We start from the raw sequence: 13,666 nt of genomic DNA, 5'->3' as shown, positions 1-13,666 counted from the left end.
TAAAATCAGGTTGCTTACCCACATGGCTATGGAGTTTACCTAAATAGCCTGGGCCAGAATTATGCACCATATCGAGCGCAGGATTTGGGAACATCAAGCCGCCAAACTCATCCAAACGACCGGTAACAATGTTAATCACCATAACCAGATATTGACTCAATAAGCCAAATTCTTGTACAGATACGCCCATACGACCATAACAGACCGAACTTTGTGCTTCACAGAACTCTTTTACTAAGTGCTTGATTTCGATTGCGGTTATACCGGTAATATCGGCAACTGACTCTGCGCTATAATCTTTGGTAAAATCTGCCAGTCGCTCAATCTCTGGCGCAAGTGCTACGGCTCTATTATTGATCTGTGCTTTCTTGGCATAGCCTTGCACATATATCTCATTGAGCATCGCTAACAATAACAACACATCGGTCGCTGGGCGAATAAAATGGTGTTCACTGGCGATATCGGCTGTTTCTGTACGCCTTGGATCAATGACTACCACCTTACCATCGCGTGCTTTTATATCTTTTAATTTTTGGCGCATATTCGGTGCAGTCATAATGCTGCCGTTAGACGCCAGCGGATTGCCACCGATGATGAGTATATACTGCGTACGATTGGCATCAGGCACAGGAATGCGCAGCATATGGCCAAATAAATGCATGCTAACGATATGATGCGGTAATTGATCGACGGAAGTCGCAGAGAAACGACTGCGGGTTTTCAGACTACTTAATAGATGTTTAATGGTCAGCATGCCGCCCATGTTATGCACATTCGGATTTCCCAGATAAATACCAAGGGCATTTTGTCCGTATTGCTTTTGCACCGTTTGAATACCTTTGGCGACTTTAGCAAGCGCGTCAGGCCAGCTTATTTCTTTCCAGCCATTGGCCGTTCTTTCAACAGGGTGGCGCAGGCGATCAGGATCTTCATGCAAATCTTACAAGGCAGTTGCTTTTGGGCAAATATAGCCCTTAGAAAAAGGATCGTCTTTATCACCTTTAATGGACAAGACTTTTTCACCATCGTGCTTGATGACAATACCGCACATCGCTTCGCATAAATTGCAGGTTCTCGAATATGTTAGTTCACGGGTTTTAGTCTGTCTACTGCTCGTGGTCACGCTCCCTGTTGTTTTATATTATCATTCTCAATAGATCGATGATAAATTCCTTTTTAAGACTTTATTTGCTGACAGCCTATTCTCTACTATATCTCGCTGGCACTCTAACTCATAGTCAAATGTGTGTACGGTAGTTACGCGCGTGAGTTACGTACAACGCTGATAAAACGCCCTGACTATTACACAATGCTACTGCCCATAACATAGTCATGGCTTTTATCATAATCGAGTAACAGTAAAAACATTGTCCATACAGACAAAGTGTTTTGAAATTCATATATTGGTATCACAAGTTAGCTATTGGCTGATTGTGAAGTATTTAGAACGCTAGAAGCAAGGTACTTAAAAAAAGTACAGAGTAAGCAATAAGAATCATAAATAATAACTTGGATATCAAAGCGTTATACACCCTATTGACTTAGTCTCCTAAAGATTAGTTTTCTAAAGAAAAGGTGGTGTAAAAAACGCAATAACTAGAATAAGGAATATATCAATGAACGAACATACCCTGAAAGGCGAATGGAAACAGATGAAAGGTTCAGTAAAGCAAAAATGGGCTGATCTTACTGATGATGACTTATTACATGTCGAAGGTAGCCGTGACAAGCTAGTCGGTAAAGTGCAAGAGCGTTATGGTCATAGTAAAGAAGACGCCGAACGCGAAGTTGATGCATGGCGTGTTGAAAACAAATACTAATAAATAATAACTTTTATAAACCATCATTTTTATAAGTTAATTGTTTAAACAGAAAACCGCATTAGTTTTAATGCGGTTTTTTTATACTTTATTTATTAGTGAGCGTTTATGAAAGATATAGGTGATGGAAGATAAAGTGCAAAGCCCAGACACAATAAAGCCGCATAGCAACGAATTGCTATGCGGCTTTATTGTTAACTATCCATGTTACCCATCACGACTCTAATCACTGCATCCTTGCAAGATATTGAGTATATTGTGACAGTCGGGCATCCTGCCCATTTTTTCTTACTAGTATTGGCATTAACTGCCTTCAACACGGGTTATGTGTCCTTATTCCAATCGCTGTTATCATCCTGATGCTAGTGATTGAAGTATTATCCTTAATACGGTTAACTCAATCCTTGAGTCACATTCCCTTATGCCGTGTGTGTATAGTGTCAAATTATTAGCCTACTGTTAAGTCGCGTAAGCGTCTTTGCATGTAAGCATATGCTTACGTCAACTTAAAACCGATTGCCAATAACTCCATAACCTTATGATAATTATATCTTTATCATAATACCCTATTATCGGAGTACCATCAAAATAATCTGAATTTTAAAAGTGTTAGCGATGTTTGTTATGATTAACAACACCTTGGTGACTCAAAGTATCGAATGCTTACGCAATTATTTGCAAAATTTACAACTTATTAACACCAATGACATGTGGTAATGAGTTTTAGGTCTTACTATGTACATGTAAGAAAACATTTCAAAAAAATTAAAAAAAAGAACAAACATCGATAACCTATAATAATTGCTTTAGCATTATTCATGATTGTTAAGCGTTATTCAGTATCAAACATTGAAAGACCAATACATTATTCAGTTAATTCATATCATAGGAGATTCCATCGTGAAAACGCTTAAACCTTTCTCATTTAAAACAGCCCTGTCTGCAGGTCTTGCACTTACTCTAATAGGAGCAACTGCTGGCTGTGCCGTGGCAGGTTCGGGTTATGATAATTATCCGATATACAATGATAATAGTGGCTATTCGAATGCTGAAAACAATCGTGCTATCCAACAGCTGCGTAAAGACTTACGTCGTCAAGGCTATCAAGTAATGGACATCAGGTCTGATAGTAATCGTGGCAATCGTGTGCTTACCGCATTTGCCAAAAAGAATAATCAAGCGTATGAGCTTAAATACACTTCTCCAGATCTAAGACTCATTAGTTCGAACAAAAAAGCTTGGTCTAATATCTGGCAAGATAAAAACAATGGCTACAATGGTAAACACCATAACAGCGGTAAATATAATAATAACAATCGTTATAAAAATGATGATGTCGAAGACAGAATTAAGAAAGAAGCGCGTTACCCAGCGATTAAACAGCGCGCCATTAGAAAAGTAGAAGGAATGGGCTATCGGGTCAAAGATATAGAGCTTGAAGAAAAGAACAATCGCGGCGTTTTTGAGATTGAAGCCAAACGCGGCTCACAAGAATATGATATTTTACTTGGCTATCCAAACCTAAATGTTATTAAGATCGAAAAAGACTGATATTACAAAGACTAACATTAACAACCCTAACCTTTGTTAATTGTACTCTTTTAGGCAACAGATAAAATTTTGGCATCGTTAACCATTTGATGCCTTTGGTCAGATAAACCAGCCCTTGGTTTATCTGACCATTTTTTATGATAGCACTTCATTATCGAGTATCTGTATAGTCACCATAATGAATGAAATATTAACAATATAATAGGAACGCTTATTATGAAAATCTTTACTTTCTCAACGCTAAAAACCGTTTTTTCTGCTGGTTTTGTGGTTGCCTTATTGGGCACCACCGTTGCTTGTACCACTGTGACACCAAGCTACGATAATCAGAAAGTCCATCGTCAGCAAGGTAATAATCACGGCAACGTGCTCTATAAAAATAACGGCCGTTATAATCAAGGCAATTATAATAATAACGGTCATTATAGTAACAACAATAATCGCTACAATAATAAAAACGGTCATTATAAAAATAATAAAGGTCGATACAAAAAGAACGGTAGTCATAAAAACAATAAGGGCCGATACAATAATAACGGTCGTTATAATAATAACAATTACCATTATAAATAGAATAAAACTCTTGGAGACGTCATAAAAAAGGAAATATATGGCCTAACGGCTAGGCGTTTAGCAGCCAAGATTATAAAATTGAACTCGGCTATTATAAGATTGATGACGTTTAATGTGGCTTAATATCTGCTAAGACGTATTTTAAAAACATTTAACTAAACCTTTGATGTTAATGATGGCTTGATATGAACAATGAGTACAGACAATGAGGAGTCTACATTATGAACCATAAATCTCTATTAAAAACCACCGCCGCGACCAGTATAGCAGCCATGCTATTGACGATAACGACGGGCTGTGTCACCGCTCCTGGCTACAACGCTTATGGCGACCTCTACGAAGATATTTATAAAGACAGTAGCGTCTATAAGAAACACAAGAAAACGATCAAGGCCATTGATAACGATCTTTATCGTCCCGCTATTGAGCAAAAGGCGGCTAATAAAGTAAGTAACATGGGCTACCGTGTTGAAGACGTCAAATATAAAAAAGGCGACAGCAAAATAAAAGTGAAAGCCCGACGTGGTGGTGAAGACTATAAAATCGAACTTGCTTATCCAAGCTATAACGTGATTAAAATAAAAGAAGACTAATAGTCTGGCTTTTTAGGGTAAAAGGTTTGAGCGATTTTAAAGGTGGCACTTCGGTTCAAAGCCGAGCCACTGTTAAAAATACATGTTAAAAAGCTTCTTTTAAAAATCCAGTACGTCAATCACATCGTAGGCAGGCGTTTCATAAGGATGCGCCTGCTTTAATGCGTGGACGACGTTATCAATATTGGCAGTAGCAACCACCATCTCTACCCGCCACTCACTGACAATCTCCAAACTATCATGCGTCCCAATATGTGGCTTACTGTCCTTCAATGGCATAAACTGCCCTACCCCCTGCACTTGCCAGCAGCACTGTTGATAATTGCCAATCTTCCCAGCGCCCGCAGCAAACAACGCTGATTTTACCTGCTCTAACGCTTCTTCTGGAATGAAAACGGTGAGTTTATACATATATTAACCTCATCAAGTATCTTTAAAATTGAATCAAAGAAAATCATAAAAGCAGCTATTTTTTCGATAGAGAAGGATGGTCGGTCCATATATAGCGCAGTAACCAATCTTTCGCCTCGCCAGCGTAATCGATACCGATGCGTGGACGCAGTGACACTGGTGGCTGACAACCATCATCTTCGACCCAGACTTTTGAGGCCGGAATAATAGGTTTGCCGTATAATGCTCGATCTATTTGTAAGCCCTTCGTCAGCTTTCCAGGACCTGCTAGCTGTTTAATATGATTTAATTGCTTGGTTGATCCTATTAATTGCTCTTCAATCAAGCGGTCACTATCGTCTGTTAAAAATCCAGCACGTATTAGAACAGCTTCTGGCGACTCAATCGGTCCGCTGACTAAGTTGAGCATATGATGAATGCCATAGGTAAGATATACATAAAATACACCGCCTTGACTGTACATAACCTCTGTGCGTGGCGTGCGTGTGCCTGCATGCGCATGACACGCGGCATCATCTTCACCAATATAAGCTTCCGTTTCTGAGATACGCATCCGCAATATTTTTTGCTTACCGTCGCTATCTGTCAGCTGTCGGCACAAAATTTTGCCAATTAAGTCAGCAGCGACCACGCAAGTTGGGCGGGTAAACCACGATGGCTCTAAAATAGTAGACTGAGTCGTGGGCAGTTCAGGCGTTAGCATTGATGACAACCTTTTATTATTTTTATATTCTTAACAGCTAATAAGTTAGCATAAAAATAACATGCGGTATCTAGGACAGTGTTTGCGCTGTGTTTGATGGCTGTATAAGAAATTTAAATGAGAGAACGAATGCCTGAAATGGTCACGCTCAAGCTTAAGGGCAGCCATAAATAAGTATAGTCAGGGGGTAAATTATTATGAGGTTTCATGAGCAGTAAGCACACGCACAAAGCTTAATAGTCTGTTATAAGTAGTTCTATTAAACAGGTCTATTTTGAGTGGTCTTTTAATTGATTAAGAGGTATAAATAGGTGATTCCATTAGGGTATAACCTATTTAACACGTTTATAAGACTAAACCGCCCTAAGATTGTCGGAAGCTCAACATTTTGAGAGAATACAACAACACACCTTACTTTTTAGAATTTAACAATCTAGGAAGATAAAAAACTTTACTCGCACCGTGGCGTTCTAACTCATGAAAATCATTACTGAAACCAAAATTCCTGCGCCGATCGATGTTGTTTGGCACGCTTTCAATGATCCGAATGACATCCTACAATGGGACTCTTGCGGCGAATGGCATACAATCACGGCATCGAACGACTTGAAGGTTGGTGGCTTGTTAGAACTGCGCATCGAGTCTAAAGTTGGTAAGTCAGGTTTCGATTTTGCCGCTATCTACACGCAAGTAGAAACAAACCGTCTGATCGAATGGCGGCAGATGGATGATGACCGCCTTATCCGCGTGAATTTTTCCGAAAACGGCACTGACACTATCGTCCGACAGACGTTTAACGCTGATCCGACGATCCCCAGCAACGAGGAGCGGGCAGATTGGCAGGGTGTGCTAGACAATTTTGGAAGGTATGTAGCCGCAAAGCATAATATTTGACCGGCTAATAATCCGCGAGACACGAAGCCCACTAAGCTTCAATATAATCGTGACTGAATATTCTAGATACTCTCTAATTGGGCGCTTACTAAACTGTGATGCATCCTTTCTTAGTCGATTAACCATCTTAAACTCCCACTCTTTAGAGTCTGAGCTATGCTGACAATCTTGCAGAAACTAACTTGGGAGATTTCAATCAAATAGCTTAATGGGAATCATCCGTCCTATCGATTTCATAGCCATTAAAGTCGTATCTAAGACTATTAGTTCGATGCCTGTATAGGGAATCGAAATTAGTATAAGAAATTACCCGTACTTTAGGTGCCTTTTATACCTTATCATTAGGTAATAGCTTTATCTTATAGCCATAAAAAAACTGAGCACGTGGCTCAGTTTTTTATTTTCTTAAATCTTTATCAAGCACTTAACTTAATGGCACACCAATACGTTTTGCCACTTCTTCATAGCCTTCAATCACGTCGCCTAATGACTGACGGAAACGGTCTTTATCCAGTTTTTTCTTGGTAACTTTATCCCAAATACGGCAACCATCCGGTGAAAACTCATCACCTAAAACGATACGGTCATGGAATACGCCGAACTCTAGTTTGAAGTCTACCAGTATCAAATCGCCTGCATCAAACAGAGCTGTTAACACTTCATTTACTTGATGGCTCAGCTCTTCCATTTTCGCCAGTTGAGCGTCAGTTGCCCAACCAAGAGACACAGAAATCGACTCATTTACCATCGGGTCACCAAGCGCATCATCTTTATAGAACAGCTCATAAGTAGGCGGCGTCAAAGCTAAACCTTCTTCTAAACCTAAACGACGAACCAAACTGCCCGCAGCAAAGTTACGCACAACGCACTCAACCGGAATCATATCCAAACGCTTGACCAACACTTCGTCTTCAGACAATTGCTTTTCAAAATGTGTTTCGATGCCAGCGTCAGCCAGTTTTTGCATGATAAAAGCATTGAATCGGTTATTTACCACGCCTTTGCGTGCTAATTGTTCGATACGCTTACCATCAAGCGCTGAGGTATCATCACGGAAATGTAAAATCAGTAGGTCATTGTCTTCTGTTTCATAAACAGATTTGGCTTTGCCTTTATACAGCAGTTCTTGCTTTTGCATTATGGGGATTCCTGTTCGTTCAAGCTTATGTGGTAAAAACGCGCAGCGACCGCTAAGAGTTTTATATTACCGTGTTAACCAAATAGAGCTAACACTAATAAAAAATCAGCGGTATAGATAGGGATGAAAAAGGGGCCTACTCTGATGCTTCAACCGCAGCCAAACTACGTTGAGGTTTAGGCAATTGATACTGTTTACCCGACTCATTCTGTAATTTGAGTGTACTTGCACCCGCATTAGGTGTGGGGTATAGCGGTACAAACGGTGCAGTTTCTTGCGCAACAGGTAGCTCTATTGGCGTAAGTTTTTTGCTTTGCTGATATTCTAAGCTACCGTTATCACGCTTGCCAATCAATTCTTTTGTCGCTTGGCAGCCGCTTAATACTAAGGTGCTACCCAAAATCAAGGTCATCATAGCAGGGAATATTTTGACTGTCGTTGATGATACTTTCATCATATTATCTCTCTGAGTTAGCAATCGTTGCCTATGTAGACAATCAGCTTATCGTTTTACAAAATCTTATAAACGGTTGCTAAACCGATGTCATGAATAACAGACTTAGCATTTATAAGCTTAATTTTTATAATAGGTTTGCGCGAACCAGGGCGGTATCAATCGTTGCATGATGTTGTTCAGCCAGCCATACGAGTGGCAAGCGAATACCAGTATCTATCATACCCATTTTATGCAGGGCGTACTTCGCTGGGATAGGACTGGATTCAATAAATAAATCACGATGTAAGTGCTTCACAACATCATGTGCTTTGTTAGCCGCGTCAAAATCACCGCGTAAGGCTGCTGTAAAAGTTTCGCTCATCGCTTTTGGGGCAACGTTGGCAGTCACAGAAATATTACCTTTGCCACCAACTTTCATCAATTCAAGCGCTGTGCCATCATCACCAGATAAGACGATAAGTCTATCACCAACGGCTTTAATTAATTGCTCACCGCGAGTAACCGAACCTGTCGCATCTTTAATCGCAATGATATTATCGATATCAGCTAAGCGTTCAACGGTTTCTTGCGCGATATCAACGACCGTACGTCCCGGCACGTTATAAAGCATCTGCGGCATATCCACCGCCTCAGCGATGGCTTTATAATGTTGATATAAACCTTCTTGTGGCGGTTTATTATAATAAGGAGCAACCAATAATGCGCAGTCTGCACCCGCTTCTTTAGCATCTCTGGTCAGCTTGATCGCTTCCATGGTATTGTTCGCGCCTGTACCAGCAATCACTGGCACGCGACCTTTGACATGCTGCACAAAATAGCGAATCACATCGCTATGTTCTTGCATTGACAATGTCGCGGATTCGCCAGTCGTACCGACGGCGACGAGGCAATGAGTGCCTTGTTCAATTTGCCAATCTATGAGGTCTGCCAGACGTTTATAATCGACCGTGCCGTCAGGATGCATGGGCGTTATCAAGGCTACCATTGAGCCTTGTAGTTGGGTTTTGATCTCGTCGTATGCTGTGCTCATAACCGTGCCTTACTATATTATCTTAGCTTTTATCAAAGCTATCACATGATAAGTCGTTTGCAAGTGCCAATGTTCGATGCTTACTGCTTATATCTATGTCCGCGCGAATACTATGCGTGCTCATAAACGCCAATGGCAAGATCTTGCTTGATGTTAATACTGAGTATTTATATATATCATAACGTTATTAACGCTGTTTTTATCCGCTGTAAATCCAACAGATAGATAGCAATAAAAACGCCTGCTAGTGTAGCATATTTTGGCTTAACCGCTATCAATCAATTAATGCCTAATCGATGTGTCTGACGAAAAAATGCCTATTAGTTTTAGTATCAGCTATCAATAAATATTGAATACAAAGTTAATCGTTTAAAGCTTTTAGACTGAACAGTTAGTTTAGCGTAATTACTAAGCACCGATAAAACCTTTTAAGGCATTTTAACGAATCGTCAACACATCGATAGTTGGACGATACAAGCAAATAAATTATTGAGCCAGCACTGATAGAAGTGATTGATAGCAGTAATAGTATCAACTATCCAATCCTACTCAATCCGCAAACCGATAATACCCGGAATACCTTGACGCATAATCTCAATAGTCACCACGCCCTTTTTAGGTAGTAATGAAACGGCACTAGAAAAATCATTGACCGCTTTGATGGGTTTTTGATGCAGATTGGTAATAACGTCACCCGCCAGTATGCCGGAGCGTGCAGCCAATCCTGTTGGCTCAATCGCGGTAACCAATACACCGGTTTTATTATCAGATGCCAGCTCTACTTTCTCCTCTGGGGTCAAATTGCGCAGTGCCAGTCCCAAGCTTATTTCGTTATTTTTCTGAGTACTATTTTGTGCTTGCATATCGCTCGATGCGTTACTGAGCTTGCCGGTGATTATAGATTGCTTACCATCACGCTGAATCTGTACGCGAAATGTATCATCTGGACGTGCCCGATTAATGAGGTTCAATACATCTGATGCTTCCATAATCTGAATATCATTGTATTGTAAAATAATATCCCCTGATTTTAGCCCTGCTTTTTGGGCCGGTGAATCTGGTGAGACTCGTGTTAATAATGCTCCTTGTGGACGAGCTAAGTTATAAGCTTCGGCCAGATTACGATCGATATCTTGCGGGTAAATGCCGAGATAGGCGCGCGCGACCTCGCCATTGGTTTTGAGCTGCTCGTAAATATCCATCGCCGCATCAATTGGGATAGAAAACGATAGCCCCATATAACCGCCCGTGCCACTAAAGATACGAGAGTTGATACCAATTACTTCCCCGCGCTGATTAAATAAGGGGCCACCTGAGTTACCAGGGTTCAATGCCACATCGGTTTGAATAAAGGGCACGCTGGTTTCACGCGAAAAGTTGCGTGATTTGGCGCTGACAATGCCCGCAGATGCCGAATAATCAAAACCAAATGGTGATCCAATGGCCAGTACGGGCTCACCCACTTTTAAGCTATTAGAATCACCAATCGGCAGCGCTGGGAATTTTCTACCAGTGACCTTTAATACCGCCACATCCGAACGCTCGTCACTGCCAACTAAGGTTGCATCCAGCTCCGTTCTATCATTGAGCGTGACACTGATTTTGTCTGCGCCCGCGACCACATGGTGATTGGTCAACATATAACCATCTGCGGTGACAAAGAAGGCAGTGCCATAGGCGTGTTCAATCGCAGGCGTCGCTGCTTGATCGGGAATACGCAAGCGATCACCAAAGAATTTTCGTAACAGCTCAGCCGTTTGGGCTTTAGCAAGCTCAGCCTCACTAACGGTTTTGGTCACATTCACGCGTGCCACCGCTGGGGTGACTTGCTGTACCAAACCTGAGAAATCTGCCGTGGTAACCGCCGCTTGCGCACTCGGCATAGTGGCTATATTGATACCAGCAACCATTGTGGTGGCAACGGCAATTGCCAGCGCACTATGTTGTAAACAGCGCACTAAATTAAGCGCGTTAGGTAGTTTAGAGATACTAATAAGCATATTATCCTCCCTATGATGGGTTTTTATAGTTGTTATAAATCGCTGTTATAAACAGGTTTGATCTGACCGTTATTGATAACAATGTTGTATAAGCAGTTCAAGATAAAAGAGAGTCACTCAAAATAGCACTCTGCTGTGGTTTGTTAGTTTACCGTCCATTTTATACTTATGGTATAAAACTTTATCTTTTCTATCATAAACAGCGTTAATCTAGTCGCCTACTCTGAGCATGCACGACAAAACAGCAAGTCTGTTCAAAGTCCGCCTTAACATACATAAAATAAAATCATGTTATGATAACAAGCCAAATAACTCTTACAGTAAACAAAAGTTAATTTTACATGCTGTCATTTTTATTACATTAGCCATCATCACACTTATTTTTCATCTTTTGCTTTCTAGATTATGTTTATTAATCTGACAAAGCTTTTGTCTTTACTGCGATATAGTAGATATATCATATCTTACTTATATTGTGATTCATGCTTTGATCGATAGTGCGATTGATACTGATGCTGCGATTAATAGTAGCGATATAGGTTATCGCCCAGCGGTTACAGGTGTTTTTGACCGCTTATTTTAGTGGCAGGTTTTTTTGATAGCAGGTTATTATGCTAATAACTGTCGCGCTTTGATAGATATAGAATATGACAAGATTATAAAAGGATTAATTTATGGATACCGCCCTATTATTATCCGGCGTGGTTGGGATTGGCATTGCCGCCCAATGGTTGGCTTGGTATTTAAAGCAGCCGTCCATTTTGTTTTTATTACTGATTGGTATTATTGTTGGACCAGTATTAGGGGTTTTCGATCCTGACTTAGTATTGGGTGAGCTGATGTTCCCTTTTATCTCATTGGGCGTGGCGATTATCTTGTTTGAAGGCTCGCTGACCTTAGAGTTTGATGAGATTAAACAACACGGCTCTGTCGTACAGATGCTGGTGTCGGTCGGCGTCCTTATCACGATTGCTATCGTGGCGCTTTCGACATACTTGCTATTTGATGTCGATCCTATTATCGCTTTACTATTCGGGGCACTGGTTTGCGTCACCGGTCCGACGGTTATTATGCCGCTACTACGCAGTGTGCGCCCCAATAAAACCATCTCCAACATCTTAAAATGGGAAGGTATCATCATTGATCCTATCGGCGCGATTGCGGTGGTATTGGTTTATGAATATATCATCTCGGGCGGTGAAGCCAGTAGTATCTTGCTGTTTGCCAAAATTGTGGTGTTGGCAACAGTGATGGGTTTGGCTGGCGCGTGGGCTTTAGCCTTCTTAATGCGCAAGCATATGATCCCTGAATTTTTGCGTAATGTTTTCACCCTGTCTTTTGTTTTGGTATTATTTTCAATATCGAATCATTTAGAGCACGAGTCTGGCTTATTGACCGTCACCGTGCTTGGGGTGGCGCTGGCTAACTGGCCCAAATTCCCACGTGATACGATTTTAGAGTTTAATGAATCGTTGACCATCTTATTAGTGTCAGTGTTGTTTATTATTCTTGCTGCTCGTGTTGAGCTTGAAAGTCTGCTCAGTGTTGGTTTTGCAGGTATCGTGCTACTAGCCATTGTAATGTTTGTCGCGCGTCCCCTATCGGTTTGGGCATCGTCTATTGGCTCCAACCTAAAAACCAATGAAAAGCTGATGATCAGCTGGATTGGTCCACGTGGTATCGTCGCAGCCGCTATCTCATCACTGTTTGCTATTCGCTTGCAAGAGTATGATATACAAGGTGTCGAGCTACTCGTACCTTTGGTATTTTTGGTCATTATTGGTACCGTAATGATTCAAGGTTTGGGCGCGAAAATGGTGGGTAACTTTTTGGGTGTGCGTGAGCCTGAAACCAACGGTATTTTGGTCGTAGGCTCAAACCCAATCGCCCTGTTAGTCGCTACTTCCTTAAAAGATCAGGGCTTCGACGTCATCGTCGCCCATAATAACTATACCAATATCGCCAGTGCGCGCATGAGTGGTCTGCGTACCTACTTTGGCAATCCTGTCTCTGACCATGCCGATCATCATCTGGATCTTATCGGTATCGGTCGTCTGTTTGCCATGAGTATGGATAAAGAGATGAACACCTTGTCTGAGATTCATTACCGTCATGAATTTGGTGAGCGCAAATTATACCGTCTCAAATTCAGCGATGAAAAAGTTAAAAGTGAACGCGATGACAAGCAAGCAAACTTTCATTCGCAGTGGTTATTTGGCAATGATGCCACTTATACCAAGCTTGCCAGTATGCTGTCCAAAAAAGCCCGTATTAAAATTACCAATATCACTGATAGCTACAGCTTTGAGCAGTATAAAGCCGATAATAAACAATTCGTGCCGCTCTATACCGTTGACAAAGAAGGCAAGCTGCACGTCATTACTGATAAATTCGATGGTACCGTACCGCGTGATCGTAAGCTTATCTCATTAGTAGTGGATGATGAAGTACAGCCAAAACCGGTCGATGTGACGCCAAAACGAGAGCAAGCGCGCC

General features: G+C 41.2%; 14 protein-coding genes. 6 read left to right on the top strand and 8 right to left on the bottom strand.

Annotated features, from left to right (window positions below; all coding sequences use genetic code 11):
* Positions 1-937: molybdopterin-dependent oxidoreductase (locus CAN34_RS10880; RefSeq protein WP_254423168.1), on the bottom strand; the 937-nt coding region annotated here is incomplete at its 3' end.
* A 3-nt stretch (positions 938-940) separates the two neighbouring features.
* Positions 941-1,123 (bottom strand): hypothetical protein, encoded by a 183-nt coding sequence (locus CAN34_RS14630; protein ID WP_302476520.1) that lies wholly within the window; start codon positions 1,121-1,123, stop codon positions 941-943.
* A gap of 493 nt (positions 1,124-1,616) precedes the next feature.
* On the opposite strand from CAN34_RS14630, the gene CAN34_RS10875 reads away from it, so the two are divergent.
* From CAN34_RS10875 to CAN34_RS10860, 4 genes are all read left to right on the top strand, one after another.
* Positions 1,617-1,820, top strand: a complete 204-nt coding sequence (locus CAN34_RS10875; protein WP_089555680.1) for a CsbD family protein — start codon at positions 1,617-1,619, stop codon at positions 1,818-1,820.
* A 900-nt stretch (positions 1,821-2,720) separates the two neighbouring features.
* The gene (locus CAN34_RS10870; RefSeq protein WP_089555679.1) at positions 2,721-3,371 is read left to right on the top strand and encodes a PepSY domain-containing protein; all 651 of its coding nucleotides are present in this window, start codon (positions 2,721-2,723) and stop codon (positions 3,369-3,371) included.
* A gap of 216 nt (positions 3,372-3,587) precedes the next feature.
* The gene (locus CAN34_RS10865) at positions 3,588-3,944 is read left to right on the top strand and encodes a hypothetical protein (protein WP_089555678.1); all 357 of its coding nucleotides are present in this window, start codon (positions 3,588-3,590) and stop codon (positions 3,942-3,944) included.
* Positions 3,945-4,165: 221 nt separating this feature from the next.
* Entirely contained in the window at positions 4,166-4,537 is a 372-nt protein-coding gene (locus CAN34_RS10860; protein ID WP_089555677.1) for a hypothetical protein, read from the top strand.
* A gap of 99 nt (positions 4,538-4,636) precedes the next feature.
* On the opposite strand, the gene CAN34_RS10855 is transcribed toward CAN34_RS10860, so the two are convergent.
* Positions 4,637-4,948 carry an NGG1p interacting factor NIF3 gene (locus tag CAN34_RS10855; RefSeq protein ID WP_089555676.1) on the bottom strand — a complete coding sequence of 104 codons (312 nt, stop codon included), beginning with the start codon at positions 4,946-4,948 and terminating at the stop codon, positions 4,637-4,639.
* Between the two features lie 55 nt (positions 4,949-5,003).
* Positions 5,004-5,651 carry a DNA-3-methyladenine glycosylase gene (locus tag CAN34_RS10850; protein ID WP_089555675.1) on the bottom strand — a complete coding sequence of 216 codons (648 nt, stop codon included), beginning with the start codon at positions 5,649-5,651 and terminating at the stop codon, positions 5,004-5,006.
* 477 nt (positions 5,652-6,128) lie between these two features.
* On the opposite strand from CAN34_RS10850, the gene CAN34_RS10845 reads away from it, so the two are divergent.
* Entirely contained in the window at positions 6,129-6,545 is a 417-nt protein-coding gene (locus CAN34_RS10845) for an SRPBCC domain-containing protein (protein WP_089555674.1), read from the top strand.
* A gap of 424 nt (positions 6,546-6,969) precedes the next feature.
* Here CAN34_RS10845 and purC read toward each other — a convergent pair whose 3' ends face one another.
* The 4 genes from purC to CAN34_RS10820 all read right to left on the bottom strand — a co-directional run bounded on the left by purC (position 6,970) and on the right by CAN34_RS10820 (position 11,080).
* Positions 6,970-7,683 carry a phosphoribosylaminoimidazolesuccinocarboxamide synthase gene (purC, locus tag CAN34_RS10835; protein WP_089555673.1) on the bottom strand — a complete coding sequence of 238 codons (714 nt, stop codon included), beginning with the start codon at positions 7,681-7,683 and terminating at the stop codon, positions 6,970-6,972.
* 136 nt (positions 7,684-7,819) lie between these two features.
* Positions 7,820-8,140, bottom strand: coding sequence for a hypothetical protein (locus CAN34_RS10830; RefSeq protein ID WP_254423166.1), 321 nt, complete (start codon positions 8,138-8,140; stop codon positions 7,820-7,822).
* Between the two features lie 124 nt (positions 8,141-8,264).
* Positions 8,265-9,170, bottom strand: a complete 906-nt coding sequence (gene dapA, locus CAN34_RS10825) for a 4-hydroxy-tetrahydrodipicolinate synthase (protein WP_089555671.1) — start codon at positions 9,168-9,170, stop codon at positions 8,265-8,267.
* 545 nt (positions 9,171-9,715) lie between these two features.
* Entirely contained in the window at positions 9,716-11,080 is a 1,365-nt protein-coding gene (locus tag CAN34_RS10820; RefSeq protein ID WP_254423169.1) for a Do family serine endopeptidase, read from the bottom strand.
* Positions 11,081-11,844: 764 nt separating this feature from the next.
* Between CAN34_RS10820 and CAN34_RS10815 the strand changes: the two genes are divergently transcribed.
* The coding region (locus tag CAN34_RS10815) for a sodium:proton antiporter (RefSeq protein WP_089555669.1) at positions 11,845-13,666 on the top strand (1,822 nt) is incomplete at its 3' end.

Source organism: Psychrobacter sp. DAB_AL32B, from assembly GCF_002224105.1.
Lineage (GTDB): Bacteria > Pseudomonadota > Gammaproteobacteria > Pseudomonadales > Moraxellaceae > Psychrobacter.
This window is presented reverse-complemented; position numbering and strand designations above follow the sequence as displayed.